This window comes from Candidatus Schekmanbacteria bacterium (assembly GCA_003695725.1).
Taxonomy (GTDB): Bacteria; Schekmanbacteria; GWA2-38-11; order GWA2-38-11; family J061; genus J061.
In genome coordinates this window covers 1-15,302 of sequence record RFHX01000123.1, presented here as the reverse complement: position 1 = coordinate 15,302, position 15,302 = coordinate 1, and the positions used below count along the sequence as shown (strand labels likewise).

Below are 15,302 nucleotides of genomic sequence, written 5' to 3'. Positions count from 1 at the left end.
ATTCATACGTTTCCAAGTTTGAGTGTAGTAAGGATATCTCAACTTGTTTCTTATCTTCTCTTCTATTTTATCAACACTATCCGGGTCATCTATTCTTATTTCAACAGCAGACACTACCTGTTTCATTCCTGTTATTGTACTTACTGTTGCCAATGATGTATATGTTAAGCTTCTGTCCCACTCATACATTCCGCTATCAAAGATACCGGCAATGCGAAAACTTAAAATCTTTGGCAGAGCCATTGGCGTGTTATTTTCCGTTTTTGGAATGAGACATTTCAATGTATCCCCTAAAGATACTCCAAGTTCTGATGCAAGCTCTTTTCCAATGATTATATTTTTCTTGTTCGAAAAGAAGTCTCCATTTATCTGCAATTTCGAAAAACCTTTAATCACATCGAGATAATTTGGAAGTATTCCTTTGATGACTATTCCCTGCCTCTTCATTCCTTTTGATGCCATTGCTTCAATATAGTTAAAGGGGTCTGCTCTTTCCACCCCTTCCACCTTCAGAAGATCTTTTGATATGCTTTGATATGAAGAGATTTTGCCACTGCCCGATGAGTTGAACAATATTAGATGTGCATTTGCGCCGAGAATTTTCTCCTTCATTACATTTTCATATCCATCAATTACTGACAAGACTACGATAAGGACAGCAACACCGAGCGCAACACCTAAACTTGAAATTAAGGTAACCAACGACAGAAAGCGGTTTTCCTTATTCCATTTTAAGAAGCGAAACCCTACAAAGGATTCAAATGACATTTTAATTAATTTTCCGGTTTCATTTGAGGGAAAAGAATCACATCCCGTATAGATGACGAGCCGGTTAAAACCATAACCAATCTGTCTATTCCTATACCTTCTCCTGCTGTAGGCGGCATTCCATATTCAAGGGCTCTAATATAGTCTAAATCCATATAATGAGCTTCTTCATCCCCTGCTTCCCTATTCTTTACTTGCTCTTTAAACCTTTCGTATTGGTCTATTGGGTCATTTAATTCACTAAAGGCATTTGCAATCTCAAATCCACCGATAAAGAGCTCAAATCTATCAACAAGCGAGGGGTCAGATTCTTTTCTTCTCGAAAGAGGTGAAACCTCGACAGGAAAATCATAAATAAATGTTGGCTGTATCAACTTTGGTTCGACAGCAAATTCAAAAATCTCGGTTATCAATTTGCCCAAAGGCATCGACTTGTCAATATTTTGAATGCCAAGTCTTTTAGCTGTTTCGTATGCTGAGTCTGCTGTTTCAAAGTCCTTTCTTTCTATCCTTCCAATCTTCTCGATTGCTTCAAACATTGTCATTCTATCCCATGGCGGCGAAAGATCAATTTCATTTCCATTAAATGAAAATTTCAAATCATCCTTAATTTTACCTGCAACATCTGAAATGAGCTCCTCAGTAAAATCCATAAGTTCTTTATATGTAACATAGGCATAGTAAAATTCTATCATAGTAAATTCAGGATTGTGCTGGGTAGAAATGCCTTCATTTCTAAAGTTTCGGTTTATTTCATAAACCTTCTCAAATCCGCCGACTATGAGGCGTTTGAGATAAAGTTCAGGAGCTATACGAAGATAAAGATCTATATTCAATGCATTATGGTGTGTTTTAAAAGGTTTGGCCGTAGCGCCGCCCGGTATCGATTGCATCATTGGAGTTTCAACTTCAAGAAAACCTTTCTCGTCCATAAATCTTCTGATTTCCCTTATAATCCTGCTCCTTTTTTCAAAAACTTCTTTAACGGAGGAATTCACTATAAGGTCGACATACCGTTGGCGGTAGCGCAGTTCGACATTTTTAAGTCCATGCCATTTTTCAGGCAAGGGCCTCAAACTTTTCGTTATAAGCCTTGCATCATTGCACCAAATTGTTAGCTCGCCGGTTTTTGTCTTGAATGGCTTTCCTTTGACAAGGATAATATCCCCTATATCAAAGAATTTCTTGGCAAACTTGTATTTTTCTTCACCCAAATCATTGAAGCGAAGCATTATCTGCATTTTTGAGTCTGCATCCTGAATATGGGCAAATGTTGTCTTTCCCATAACACGCATTGTCATAATTCTTCCAGCAACATTGTATTCATCCTGAATATCCTTGAAATCCTCATCCGAATATGAGCTGTATTTATCAATAAGTCTTTTTAACGGAGCAGGCGTCGGTACATCATTTGGAAATGGATTGACATTCATTTCCCTCAATTCTTTAAGTTTTTGTCTTCTTCTTGCTATAAGTTCGTTTTCTTCTTCCACTTTATCTCCTTCAACTAATTTAAATTTTCTATCAACTATTCTGTTTTTGCTTCCCCGCTTCAATCAAGTAAGATTCAATAAATTGGTCTATATCTCCATCGAGGACAGCATCTGCATTTCCTACTTCAACTCCTGTCCTATGGTCTTTTACCATTCTGTAGGGATGCAAAACATAAGAACGAATTTGATTCCCCCATGCAATATCTTTTTTTTGGCTGTGTATTGCGTCCATCTTTTCTTTTTCTTCTTGAAGCTTCAATTCATATAAGCGCGATTTTAAAATCTTCATAGCAGTCATCTTGTTTTGATATTGTGAGCGTTCGTTTTGACACCCAACGACTATTCCTGTGGGCAAGTGTGTTATGCGTACAGCTGTATCAGATTTATTGACATGTTGTCCTCCTGCCCCTCCTGCCCTGAATGTATCAATTTTAAGTTCATCTTCTTTTATCTCTATTGTTATATCGTCATCTACTTCCGGTGTAACGAAAACAGAGGCAAAGGAAGTATGACGGCGCTTATTTGCATCGAAAGGAGATATCCTCACAAGCCGATGGATACCGGTCTCTGCTTTCAAATATCCATATGCATATTCGCCATTGATAGTAATTATGACATTTTTGATTCCAGCCTCATCACCCTGCTGTAAATCGACAATTTCAGTGTGAAAATCCTTTCTTTCCGCCCAGCGAAGATACATTCTCATAAGCATCTGAGCCCAATCTTGGGATTCTGTACCTCCTGCACCAGGGTGTATGGTGAGGATTGCATTTTTTATGTCATCTTCACCTGAAAGAAGAATCTTTACTTCGCTTTTCCCAAGTTCTCTCTCAAAGCTTATAATTTCAGACTCCAATTCCTTTTGCATTTCCTCTTCATCATTTGCGCAAAGCTCAAAAAGCTCCATTAAATCTTTCGATCTGTTTTTCAGCGCTTCCCATTCCTTGACGGCTTTTTCTACATTCTTCCTCTCAGCAAGCACCTTTTTAGCTTTCTCCTTGTCTTTCCAGAAGTCCTCAGTCGAAATTAACGACTCAAGTTCGCTGAGGCGTTTTTTCTTCGACGGCAGGTCAAAGATGCCTCCCAAGTTCGTCGATTCTGTTGTTAATGTCCTTCAAGACTTTTTCAACATCAAATTCCATCTTCTATCTCTCCTTTTACAAAAAAAATTTTGTGCATATATACCATATAGGAAGAGTAAAAAGAAGTGCATCAATTCTATCCAAGATTCCTCCATGTCCCGGTATCAGCGAACCGGAATCCTTTACTTCAGCTTGTCTTTTTAAAAAAGATTCCATTAAGTCTCCTGCAGTTGCTGATAAGGATATTATTATTCCTAATAATACTGCCCATCCCAACGAAATACCACTGAAAAAATGCCATATTATAAATACTACAATAGTCAAGAATATGCCGCCTGCCAAACCTTCATATGTTTTATTAGGGCTGATTTGAGGGGACATCTTTCTCTTTCCCCATTGTTTGCCAACTATATAAGCACCTGAATCACTTGCCCATGTCCCCATAAAAACAAGATATAGATATGCCAAGCCCCCCTCAGATTTCCTTATGGCTATCAGGCATGCAAAAGGAAGACTAATAAAAAGAATCGAAAACATAAATACAAAGAGCTTTGCAAGAAAGGTGTTTTTTTGGGAAAGGACAGACATTCTGAATATCAATACAACAATTGAAACAGCGAGCAAGAAGAGAAAAAAGAGCAAATTCCTCTCTTTTACAATCGAAAGATAGTAGAAGGCTCCCAGCCCAAAAACTATCAACGGTATTCTTGGCAGGGGAAGATTGCTCTTTGCAAGAATTTCTCGCAATTCTAATAGAGAGAGAATAGATACAACCAAAAGTGCAATATATAAACCTGTAATACCTCCTTTTTCAAGGATAAGTATTACTACTGCTATCAATATTAGGGCTGAGGAATACCTCTTAGAATTGCTCATTTACATATTCTATCCTGATACAGATTTCTGCCTTTTCTGTATCTGGTCAGCAGTCAAACCAAATCTGCGCTCCCTTTTTTGGTAATCGAGAATGGCTTCATAGAGATGTTTCTTTTGAAAATCAGGCCACAAGACCGGAGTAAACCATATTTCAGCATAAGCCATTTGCCAAAGCAAAAAATTAGAAATTCGCAGTTCTCCACTTGTCCTAATCATCAAATCAAGAGGCGGTAAATCTGAAGTATAAAGGTATTGCTCAAATTCTTCTTCACCGATGTCTTCAAGTCTGATTTTTCCATTCTTATATTCCTGCGCCATTTTCTTTGCGGCATCGATTATTTCCATACGGCTGCCATAGCTTAAGGCAAGATTTAGAACCATTGCATCATTGTTGCAGGTCTTATAAATTACATCATCGAGGATAACACGCACATCCTTTGGAAGAAGGTGGATATGTCCCATTGCTTTAAGCCGTATATTATTTTGTTCCATTTCCTCCAATTCTTCCAAAAGGAAACGTTTCAGAAGTGACATAAGTGCTTTGACTTCCGACTTTGGCCTTTTCCAGTTCTCTATGGAAAAGGTATATAGAGTTAGGGCATCCACATTCAATTCTCTGCATGCCATTACGACATTTCTTACAGTTTCAGTGGCTTTTCTATGCCCATTTATCCTACTCAAATTCCTTTGCCTTGCCCATCTCCCATTGCCGTCCATAATTATTGCAATGTGAGAAGGGATTTTTGCAGGATCAATCTTCTTTAAAAGTTTTTCTTCTTCCACCGTAAAGTTTCCCATATAAATTAAAAAGGGCGAAGGTCTTACGCACTTCGCCCTTGTTATATATAAACTCCCTATTCACCGGGCTTGATCGCATCAACAGGACAAGATTCGACACAAGTTCCACAATCAGTACATTGGTCGTTGATTTTGTACATATCACCTGATTCTTCAATCGCCTGTACAGGGCATACTTCTGCACAAGTACCACAGGCAATACACTCATCTGTAATCACGTGCATTCTGACTCCACCTCCTTCCCATTCTTCCAAAAAAATCTAAATAGTCAATATTTCTTCTTCCTTGAGCTTTAATAGTTCATCCACCTTTTCAATATAAGAATCCGTTATTTTTTGAATCTTTTCAATAGATTTTTTAATTTCATCTTGAGATACGTGCCCCTCTTTCTCGAGCTTTTTCAATTTCTCATTTCCATTTCGCCTTGCATTCCTAATGGTAATCTTTTCCTGCTCCCCCATTTTTTTTACAGTTTTTACGAGTTCACGCCTTCTTTCTTCAGTTAATTCAGGGATAGGTATTCTAATCACTTTTCCGTCACTATTTGGTGTAAGCCCTAAATCCGACTTCATAATGGCTTTTTCTATTAGTCCTATTACATTGGTGTCCCATGGCTGTATCACTATAAGTCTGCTTTCAGGAATTGAAATAGTGGCAAGCTGATTAATTGGAGTGGGAGTGCCATAGTAGTCCACTTTTACTGAGTCAAGAATTGCTGCATTTGCCCTGCCGGTCCTAACCTTTGCCAATTCTTTAGTTAAAAAAGAAACAGCTTTTTTCATTGCTTCTTCAGTTTCACGAAGTACATCTTCATTCATACTTTACCCCCTGACTTCAGTGCCTACTGATTGTCCTTTTACTATCTTTTTAAGATTTCCATGCTTGCCTAAATTAAAAACGATAATGCCAAGTTTGTTATCCATACACAATGAAATAGCTGTAGAATCCATTATTTTTAACCTTTTTTCAAGTACCTGAAGATAAGTAAGTTTCTTGAACATCTTTGCTTTCTTATTTTTCATCGGGTCTTCTGTATAAACGCCGTCTACCTTTGTGGCTTTCAAAAAGACATCAGCTTTAATCTCGATTCCACGCAATGAGGCAGCAGTATCTGTTGTGAAAAATGGATTCCCTGTTCCTGCCGCAAATATTACAACTCTTTTTTTTTCCAAATGTCTTATTGCGCGACGCCTGATATATGGTTCCGCTACATCACGCATCTCAATAGCAGATAATACTCTCGTAAATACTCCGATATTTTCAAGGGCGCTTTGAAGAGCTAATGCATTTATCACGGTAGCCAGCATTCCCATATAGTCAGCTGAAGCTCTATCCATTTCGCGAGCCGAAGCGCTTACGCCCCTGAATATATTTCCACCCCCTACAACAACGGCAATTTCAGTGCCCAAAGAGTGAATATCCTTTATTTCTGCGGCAATTTTCTTGATTACATCCAGATCAATACCATACCCTTTATCACCGGCTAATATTTCACCGGAAACCTTCAATAATATGCGCTTATACTTAATTTTCCCGGACATAATCAAACTTTGAATGGTCTCAACGCAGGGAACAAGAAGAGATTAATTTTCACCTAATTGAAACCGAACGAATCTTTTAACTGTAATGTTTTCGCCAACCTTTGCAATTACACTATCTACCAGATCTTTAACCGACTTGTCTGCATCCTTTATATACGATTGTTCCATCAGGCATACTGATTCATAAAATTTTTCCAACTTTCCTGCAGCAATCTTTTCCAGAACCTTTTCAGGTTTTCCCGAATCTTTTGCCTGAGAGATATAAATCTCCTTCTCTCTTTCTATCTCTTCCTGAGGAACATCATCCCTGCTTACATATTTGGGGTTTGCGGCGGCCACCTGCATTGAAAGGTTTTTCACCAATTCCTGAAAATCATCTGTTTTAGCAACAAAATCTGTTTCACAATTTACTTCTATCAAGACTCCTATTTTACCGCCTGCATGAATATATGAACCGATTGACCCTGCAGATGTAGCGCGTGATGACCTTTTCTGCGCTGCAGCAATACCTTTTTTTCTCAAATACTCTATGGCTTTTTCAAAATCACCGTTAGTTGACTGAAGGGCTTCCTTGCAATCTAATATTCCAGCTCCTGTTTTTTCTCTAAGAGATTTTACTGACTCCGCTGATATCGACATCTTATCCTCCTAAATAATCATAGAGCAAGCAATTAAAAATTAGTTCAATCCTTCCTCATCAAAGAAATCATTTTCTTCTTCTTGAGGTACTTCTAACTGTCTATCCGTTGCCTCTGCGGCATTCTCAGCTTCAGCTTCTTCTTCTCCCTTCTTTACGACCAACTCCTTTTCTTTCCAGATTTCCTTACCTTCCAACACGGCATCTGCAATTGCAGAGGTAATCACTTTTATCGACCTAATTGCATCATCATTACCGGGAATAACATAATCTATAAGCTCCGGGTCACAGTTAGTGTCGACAAGACCAACTACTGGAATGTCAAGTATGTTTGCTTCGTTTATGCATATTCTTTCCTTTTTAGGATCAATCACAAATACGGCATCAGGCAGTCTGTCAAGAGTCTTTATGCCTCCAAAATATCTTTCAAGTTTTATTCTTTCCTTTTCAAGTTTAATAGCTTCTTTTTTTGTCATTGCATCATAAATGCCTGCGGCTTTCATTTCTTCGATCTCTTTGAGTTTTTTGACACTCTTGGAGATAGTAACAAAATTTGTGAGTGTGCCACCAAGCCATCTCTCAGAAACATAAGGAGATTCACATCTTTCAGCTTCTTCCTTGATTATTTGAGCCGCTTGTTTTTTTGTCCCAACAAAAAGAATTTTTCCACCATTGGCTGAAGTATCCTTTACAAATTGTGCAGCTTCCTTGAACAGTTTCAGTGTCTTTTGAAGGTCAATAATGTAGATATTGTGTTTCGCCCCAAAAATATATTTTTTCATTTTTGGGTTCCATCTCTTTGTCTGGTGACCAAAATGGACACCATTTTCTAGAAGTGCTTTCATGGAAATTGTACTCAACAATTCACTCCTTTCTTTCCTGTTAAAATTTGTTAACTTTCAATTCTAAAGACTTAAGTACAAAAATTTTTTTCAATCCGATTCAAATACCACAACTATTTTTTTTTTCAAGTAAAAACAGAGTATTTGCTCAATATTTATCCTCAAAATAATCTTCAAGGATTTTTTTATGGTCAAAAGCAATTTCATCAGGAAGAGTCATTTCATCAAATAGTTGTGCATCTTCAGCATCTGATGAAGCTGACAGTCTGCCACCCTTTTTTTTTGCTATGAATACAATACTGATATTATGCTGTCTTTCATCCCTCGATGGATCTGAATAAGCATGAAATTGTCTAATAAGCTCAACATCGAGAGATGTCTCTTCCTTTGCTTCTCTTATTGCACAATCTTCCAATGATTCGCCATAGTCCACATAACCGCCGGGAATTGCCCAGCCATAGGGAGGGTTTTTCCTTTTAATTAGAACTATTTTCTTCTTTCCCTCTTCTTCTACCTCAATGATTATATCAACTGTAGGTACGGGATTTTTAAAATCCCGCACCTTTGTTCCACAATTTGGACATTCTATACTTTTATAGCTCACTCTTTCGATTTTTCCCTAATTACTGCTTGCGCAGCAGAAAGTCTTGCAACCGGCACCCTAAAAGGTGAACAGCTAACATAATCAAGTCCTACGCCATTGAAGAAATCTATGGAATCAGGGTCTCCACCGTGTTCTCCACAGACTCCAACTTTAAGCGAAGACCTAGTTGACCTTCCTTTTTCTACACCAATCTTGACTAATTGTCCTACCCCATTCCTGTCAATTGTCTGAAAGGGATCCTTCTCCCTTATTCCCATCTCAAGATAGATTTTCAAAAACTTTCCGCAATCATCTCTTGAAAAGCCAAATGTTGTCTGCGTCAAATCATTGGTTCCAAATGAAAAAAACTGAGCATCCTCTGCAATTTCATCTGCTGTCAATGCGCCTCTTGGCAGTTCGATCATAGTTCCAACGAGATAGTTGATCTTTGTTTTTTTCTCCTTTATTACCTTTTGGGCTTCATCTACGACTATCTCTTTTTGAGCTTTCAATTCAGCAACATCTCCGACCAATGGAATCATTATTTCTGGGACAACAGTCTTATTTTTCTTTGCCAAATCGCATGCCGCCGAAAAAATAGCATTTGCCTGCATCCTCGTAATTTCAGGATATGTTATCCCAAGTCGGCATCCCCGATGTCCCAGCATTGGATTGAATTCATGAAGTTCCTCAACCTGTTTCAGAAGTGATTCCTTCTCCTCGATTTTTTTCGCATTCTTTTTGGCACCTTTTGCCTTTAAAGTGGCAATTTCAACCAAAAGCTCTTCCCTCTTAGGCAAAAACTCGTGCAATGGGGGATCAAGAGTCCTAATCGTAACAGGAAGCCCTTCCATTTCTTTAAAGATATCATAAAAGTCTTTTCTCTGAAGTTCGCGCAATTTATCAAGAGCCCCTGTATAATCTTTAATTGCACTACGGTATTCCTTTTCAACAGCTTTTATCTGTTCCTTTATCTCTTTTTTCCTATCTCCGCTTGCTTCCTTCAGCTGAGCTTCCAGCCCTCTGATTATATCAATGCCTTTTTGCCCTTCTTTCGCTGAAAGAATCATTTTTACAACAGTTGGTATCCTGTTGCCTTCAAAAAACATATGTTCAGTGCGGCATAAACCAATACCCTTTGCTCCAAATGCGCGGGCAATTCGCGAATCAGTTGGTGTATCGGCATTTGCTCTTATTCCAAGCCGCTTGATTTCATCAGCCCATGAAAGCAATGTATCGAAATATTTGTAAATCTTGCTTCTACTCGGCTTCATCTTTCCAGTTATAACGCGTATTATATCCGAAGGAACTGTTGGTATCTTTTCAAGGAATACATCGCCTGTGGAACCGTCAATTGATATATAATCACCTCTTTTTGCACTTTTACCTTTAATAGTCAATTTTCCAGTTTTCGTGTTTATCTGCAAGTCACCACACCCGACAACACTCGGTTTGCCCATCTGCCTGCCAACAACGGCGGCATGTGAAGTCATTCCTCCTGTTGCAGTCAGCACTCCTTCGGCAACGTGCATTCCATGAATATCATCAGGCACAGTTTCAAGACGAACCAGAACAACCTTCTTTCCCTTCTTTGTCCACTCAACTGCTTCCTCTGCAGTGAAAACTATCTGTCCTGCCGCAGCGCCCGGAGAAGCGGGCAGTCCCTTGGCTTGTGATTTTGCCTTCTGCCTCTTTGCAGGATCGAAAACAGGATGCAAAAGCTGTTCCAAAGCCGAAGGTTCGACTCTCGATACGGCTTCTTCCTTTGTAATCAATCCTTCCTCTACCATATCAACAGCAATCTTTACGGCAGCCAAGCCCGTCCTCTTCCCAACACGGGTTTGAAGCATATAGAGGTTACCCTCCTGAATAGTAAATTCAAAATCCTGCACATCTCTATAATGCTTTTCAAGTCTATCCGTAATCTGCTTAAGCTCTTTGTATACATTTGGCATAATCTTTTTCAGCTTTTCTATTGGTTGGGGAGTCCTGATTCCTGCAACAACATCTTCGCCCTGTGCATTAACAAGAAATTCGCCATAAAAAGTCTTTTCACCTGTCGCAGGATTTCGAGTAAAACCGACTCCTGTAGCAGACTTGTTTCCCATATTGCCAAAGACCATCGACTGGACATTGACGGCTGTACCCAAATCGGATGGTATGTTATTCAGTTTCCTATATGTAATAGCACGGGGATTGTTCCATGATTTGAAAACTGCCTCGATTGCCATCTGAAGCTGAACTTTACAGTTTTGAGGAAAATTAATCCCGGCAACCCTCTTTATTGCCTTTTTATATTCCTTTACAATATCCTCCCAATCTTCTGCTTTAAGGTCTATATCTAATTTAACTTTCTTTGCTTCCTTTTTTTTGTTTAGAATATGTTCAAAGACATCCTTATCAATCCCTAAAACAACATTACCAAACATCTGAATAAATCTTCTATAGCTGTCATAGGCGAATCTTCTATTACTGGTCCTTTTTGCCAATCCTTCCACTGTTTTATCATTTAATCCGAGATTCAGGATAGTATCCATCATTCCGGGCATAGAAAATTTAGCTCCTGAACGAACTGATAAAAGAAGAGGAGATTTTTCATCTCCGAGAGATGCTCCAAGAAGGTCTTCAAGTTTTTTGAGGGCTTCATCAATTTCCCACTTGATTCTCTGAGTAAGTGTGGAGTTGTTTTCATAATAGAGTCTGCATACTTCCGTTGTTATAGTAAAACCAGGAGGCACCGGAATCTGAGCGTTTGTCATCTCAGCAAGGCCTGCTCCTTTCCCGCCAAGGAGGTCTTTCATATCACCTGTACCGTCTGCCTTTCCATTACCGAAAAAATAAACATATTTACCCATTTTTCCCTCCAAAATTTATAGTTATTTTCCGGAAGAAACCTGTCTAAAATCAGCAATATCTGAAAAAAGCCGAACGATTCTTTTTAACAATTTGAGTCTATTATCTCTTACTTTTTCATCATCTGTCATAACAAGCACTTCATCAAAGAAACGATCTACACTCGACCTTATTTCGCATATCTTCCTTAATGCTTCATAATAATTACCATCATCAAGATGCTTGCGGCATTCCTTCTCTATTATCGTTACAGCATCAAAAAGCTCTTTTTCTGCATCTTCCTTTATAAGAGTAATATCAACTTCTCCTTCAATCCCATTTTCCGGAAGTATTTTCATTGCTCTTTTGAAAGCAATCGATAAGGACTCAAACCATGGCTCAGAAGTCAGTTTATGAAGGGAATCAACTCGTCTTGTTGCATCATTTAAATCACTAAACCTTGCGCTTACAACCGAATTAACAAGGTCCATTCTGTAACCTCTTGAATCAAGTATTCCTTCATATCGAGTTTTGAAAAACTCGAGAATTTTGTTTATTGTATCTTTTGCAATGTTGTCATTTATTCCATAAAGAGAAAGAGAAGTTTCGCAGAAATCTTGCAAGTCAATGGAAAACTGAAAATTTTCTATAATATTGATTATGCCTATTGCCGCTCTTCTCAATCCAAAGGGATCTTCCGAACCAGACGGGATTAGTCCTTTTGCAAAACAACCGACGATGCTGTCCATCCTATCGGCAAGTCCTATGACAGCGCCTTCTGCTGATGCAGGGATTGAATCATTTGCAAAACGCGGAAGGTAATGTTCATATACAGCATTACTTATTAAGGGGCTGCTTCCTTGTCTCAATAGATATTCTCTCCCCATAATTCCCTGCAACTCAGGGAATTCTTGAACCATTTCAGTTAAGAGGTCATTTTTGCATAATCTTGCCGCTTCAAGACAAGCATATGTGTCAAAATCTTTAGGAATATCTTTTATAATCCGCTCAGCCAATTCCTTGGACAAGGAACAGATACGTTCGACTTTTTCATACATCGAGCCAAGATTCTCCATAAAAAGAATTCCTTTCAAATCTTCGGTCCTGTCTCTGAAAGGAATCTTCATATCTTCCTCGAAGAAAAATTTTGCATCCTCAAGGCGCGCCTTCAAGACTCTTTCATTTCCCTTTTTGATATTTCCGGCAATATCCTTATCTCTGTCGAAAACAGCGATGAAAGAATTTGTCAATTTCCCATCTTCCTTTGAATTTGCTTGAATAGGAAAATAAAATTGCTGTTTTTCAATTGCTGCTAACAATACCTCTTTCGGCAATAGCAGGAATTCTTCAGAAAAAGTGCCCCTGACTGCACCGGGCATCTCCACCATAAATGTAAGAGTTTCAAGAAGTTCTTCATTCTCGACTACTATTCCTCCTGCCTCCTCAGCCCTTTGTGTAATAATTTCTCGAAGCTTATCTTTTCTCCGTATATGGTCAACAATAACACCCGCCTTTTCAAGTTTACTGAAATAATCATCAGATGATTCAATCTCAATTTCATTAGGTGAAATAAACCTGTGTCCATATGTCTTATTTGAGCTTTCAATTCCTGCAATTTCGAAGGAAACAACAGAAGAGTCATATAAAGAGCAAAACCACCGCAATGGTCTTGCAAATCTATAATCCAAGTCAGACCACCTCATCGTTTTCACAAAACTCAAAGAATTAACGGTTTTTCTTGCGATTTCAGGAAGTATATCTTTGGTATTTCTTCCCTTATGAACCTTTTTGAAAAAGAGGACTTCTCCACGATTCGTTTTTGTTTTTTCTAATCTCTCGACCTGAACTCCCATCTTCTTGGCAAATCCAATTGCAGCTTTTGTTGGGTTGCCATTATCATCATAAGCTATTGAAACTGGCGGTCCATATACACTCTCCTCTCTATCCTCCTGCTTTTCACTCAAACCTTTAACTATGGCTACAAGACGCCTGTAAGTGCCATACGAGTGAATCCCTGAAAAGGATAATTTTTCCTCCTTGAGAATATTCGCAACTATCTCCTGAATATCAGAGATAGCTTTTGGGACAAACCTTGCCGGCAAATCTTCAGAACCTATTTCAAGAAAAAATTCAGCCACTATTTCTTTGCTCCTCTATCTTTTCGCTCTTTCCTCCGACAAACTATTTCTCTTCAATAAAGGGAAACCCTGTTCTTCACGGACTTTTACATATGCTTCAGCACATCGTCTAGCTATTGCCCTTACACGCGCTATATATCCCACCCTTTCTGAAACACTGATAGCACCTCTTGCATCGAGGAGATTGAATATGTGTGAAGTTTTCAAGCAATAGTCATAGGCAGGAAGAACAAGACCTTTTTCAATTAGAGACATTCCTTCCTTTTCATACATCTCAAAAAGTTTAAAAAGCATATCGACATCAGCTTCTTCAAAGTTGTATTTCGAAAACTCAATTTCCGACTGAAGGTGTATATCTCCATATTTTATTCCATGTGCCCATTCTATATCATATACATTGTCGATTTCCTGAAGATACATTGCAATTCTTTCAATTCCATAAGTAATCTCAACAGCAACGGGCTTCACATCTATGCCACCTGTCTGCTGAAAATAAGTAAACTGCGTGATTTCCATACCATCGATCCACACTTCCCAGCCAAGTCCCCATGCACCTAAAGTCGGCGATTCCCAATCATCTTCAATAAATCTGATATCATGCAGGGAAGTGTCTATACCAAAACTTTCAAGACTTTGAATGTAAATATCCTGAATATCTTTAGGCGACGGTTTCATAATAACTTGAAACTGATAATAATGCTGAAGTCGGTTTGGATTCTCACCATATCTTCCATCTGTAGGCCTTCTCGATGGCTCAACATAGCAAACATTCCATGGCTCAGGCCCTAAAACACGAAGAAATGTTGCAGGATTGAATGTTCCTGCTCCTACTTCGATATCATAGGGCTGTTGAAGTATACATCCTTTTTTGGTCCAAAAATTTTGAAGGCTCAAAATAAGTTCTTGGAATGTCATCTGTGACTCTCTAATTTAAAAATCAATCTCAGTTAAAATCCCCTTCTCAAGTCGAAACACCTTGTCCGACCTTTTTGCCAGCTCAAGATTGTGTGTAGCTATTACAAAACTTTCATTTTTACGTTTATTCAAATCTTTCAATAATTCGAAAACAGATTCTCCTGTTTGTGAATCAAGATTACCTGTAGGCTCATCGGCAAGAACAACCCTTGGATGCATAACGAGTGCTCTTGCAATAGCAACCCTTTGCTGTTCACCGCCTGAAAGCTCAGAGGGGCGGTGTTTCATTCTCCCTTCCAATCCAACATCGGCAAGAACCGATGCAGCCCTTGCTTGTGCTTCTTTTCTATCAATTCCGCTTATTAAAAGAGGTATCATTACATTCTCGAGACTGGTAAATTCCATTAGAAGATGATGAAACTGAAAAACGAATCCAATATTCTTATTCCTAAATTCTGCCTTTTCTTCGTCAGTTAAATTATCTATATTCCTGCCATCATAATAGATGCTTCCGCTATCACAATTATCGAGCAAACCCAAAATGTGCAGTAAAGTGCTTTTACCTGTCCCTGATGCACCAACTATGCTGACAACTTCTGATTCATTTAAATCAAAATTTACATCTCTCAAAACCTCTACAGTATTTCCTCCCAATCTATAGGATTTCTTTATTCCCTGCGCTTTAATGATTTCTTTTTTATTCTGCAAATTGGTCTTTTAACGCTCTTTACTTATCAATAAAACAATTTAAAACTGCACTTCAAAGGTCAAGAAATTTAGCACTAACTACATAATAT

15 protein-coding genes are annotated in these 15,302 nt (G+C 38.5%); all 15 read right to left on the bottom strand.

Features of this window, described 5'->3' with window-relative positions:
* Positions 1–768 (bottom strand): ABC transporter permease (locus tag D6734_04975; GenBank protein RMF95778.1); only part of this gene is annotated, 768 nt, incomplete at its 3' end.
* 5 nt (positions 769–773) lie between these two features.
* Positions 774–2,261, bottom strand: a complete 1,488-nt coding sequence (lysS, locus tag D6734_04970) for a lysine--tRNA ligase (GenBank protein ID RMF95781.1) — start codon at positions 2,259–2,261, stop codon at positions 774–776.
* A gap of 31 nt (positions 2,262–2,292) precedes the next feature.
* Positions 2,293–3,348 (bottom strand): peptide chain release factor 2, encoded by a 1,056-nt coding sequence (gene prfB / locus D6734_04965; GenBank protein RMF95777.1) that lies wholly within the window; start codon positions 3,346–3,348, stop codon positions 2,293–2,295.
* Positions 3,349–3,418: 70 nt separating this feature from the next.
* Entirely contained in the window at positions 3,419–4,219 is an 801-nt protein-coding gene (locus D6734_04960; GenBank protein ID RMF95776.1) for a CDP-archaeol synthase, read from the bottom strand.
* Positions 4,220–4,228: 9 nt separating this feature from the next.
* The gene (locus D6734_04955) at positions 4,229–5,017 is read right to left on the bottom strand and encodes an isoprenyl transferase (GenBank protein RMF95775.1); all 789 of its coding nucleotides are present in this window, start codon (positions 5,015–5,017) and stop codon (positions 4,229–4,231) included.
* A gap of 56 nt (positions 5,018–5,073) precedes the next feature.
* A complete protein-coding gene (locus tag D6734_04950; GenBank protein RMF95780.1) occupies positions 5,074–5,241 on the bottom strand; it encodes a 4Fe-4S dicluster domain-containing protein in 168 nt (55 codons plus the stop codon).
* A gap of 36 nt (positions 5,242–5,277) precedes the next feature.
* A complete protein-coding gene (locus D6734_04945) occupies positions 5,278–5,835 on the bottom strand; it encodes a ribosome recycling factor (protein ID RMF95774.1) in 558 nt (185 codons plus the stop codon).
* Positions 5,836–5,838: 3 nt separating this feature from the next.
* Positions 5,839–6,558, bottom strand: a complete 720-nt coding sequence (locus tag D6734_04940; GenBank protein RMF95773.1) for a UMP kinase — start codon at positions 6,556–6,558, stop codon at positions 5,839–5,841.
* Positions 6,559–6,600: 42 nt separating this feature from the next.
* Positions 6,601–7,197 carry a translation elongation factor Ts gene (gene tsf / locus D6734_04935; GenBank protein ID RMF95772.1) on the bottom strand — a complete coding sequence of 199 codons (597 nt, stop codon included), beginning with the start codon at positions 7,195–7,197 and terminating at the stop codon, positions 6,601–6,603.
* A gap of 39 nt (positions 7,198–7,236) precedes the next feature.
* Complete coding sequence (gene rpsB, locus D6734_04930) at positions 7,237–8,055, bottom strand: 30S ribosomal protein S2 (protein RMF95771.1); 819 nt, start codon at positions 8,053–8,055, stop codon at positions 7,237–7,239.
* Positions 8,056–8,185: 130 nt separating this feature from the next.
* Entirely contained in the window at positions 8,186–8,626 is a 441-nt protein-coding gene (locus tag D6734_04925; protein RMF95779.1) for an NUDIX hydrolase, read from the bottom strand.
* An 11-nt stretch (positions 8,627–8,637) separates the two neighbouring features.
* The gene (locus D6734_04920) at positions 8,638–11,475 is read right to left on the bottom strand and encodes a pyruvate, phosphate dikinase (GenBank protein RMF95770.1); all 2,838 of its coding nucleotides are present in this window, start codon (positions 11,473–11,475) and stop codon (positions 8,638–8,640) included.
* Between the two features lie 21 nt (positions 11,476–11,496).
* On the bottom strand, positions 11,497–13,593 hold the full coding sequence (locus D6734_04915; GenBank protein ID RMF95769.1) for a glycine--tRNA ligase subunit beta: 2,097 nt from the start codon (positions 13,591–13,593) through the stop codon (positions 11,497–11,499).
* Positions 13,594–13,605: 12 nt separating this feature from the next.
* Positions 13,606–14,505: a glycine--tRNA ligase subunit alpha gene (locus D6734_04910; GenBank protein ID RMF95768.1), complete on the bottom strand. Its 900-nt coding sequence runs from the start codon at positions 14,503–14,505 to the stop codon at positions 13,606–13,608.
* Positions 14,506–14,520: 15 nt separating this feature from the next.
* Complete coding sequence (locus D6734_04905) at positions 14,521–15,213, bottom strand: ABC transporter ATP-binding protein (protein ID RMF95767.1); 693 nt, start codon at positions 15,211–15,213, stop codon at positions 14,521–14,523.
* Positions 15,214–15,302 lie beyond the last annotated feature (89 nt).

Bases quoted from the DNA above. Each gene is read 5' to 3' on its own strand.
- D6734_04960 (RMF95776.1), bottom strand. From the start codon at position 4,219: ATGAGCAATTCTAAGAGGTATTCCTCAGCCCTAATATTGATAGCAGTA.
- D6734_04955 (RMF95775.1), bottom strand. From the start codon at position 5,017: ATGGGAAACTTTACGGTGGAAGAAGAAAAACTTTTAAAGAAGATTGAT.
- D6734_04950 (RMF95780.1), bottom strand. From the start codon at position 5,241: ATGCACGTGATTACAGATGAGTGTATTGCCTGTGGTACTTGTGCAGAA.
- D6734_04945 (RMF95774.1), bottom strand. From the start codon at position 5,835: ATGAATGAAGATGTACTTCGTGAAACTGAAGAAGCAATGAAAAAAGCT.
- D6734_04940 (RMF95773.1), bottom strand. From the start codon at position 6,558: ATGTCCGGGAAAATTAAGTATAAGCGCATATTATTGAAGGTTTCCGGT.
- tsf (RMF95772.1), bottom strand. From the start codon at position 7,197: ATGTCGATATCAGCGGAGTCAGTAAAATCTCTTAGAGAAAAAACAGGA.
- D6734_04920 (RMF95770.1), bottom strand. From the start codon at position 11,475: ATGGGTAAATATGTTTATTTTTTCGGTAATGGAAAGGCAGACGGTACA.
- D6734_04910 (RMF95768.1), bottom strand. From the start codon at position 14,505: ATGACATTCCAAGAACTTATTTTGAGCCTTCAAAATTTTTGGACCAAA.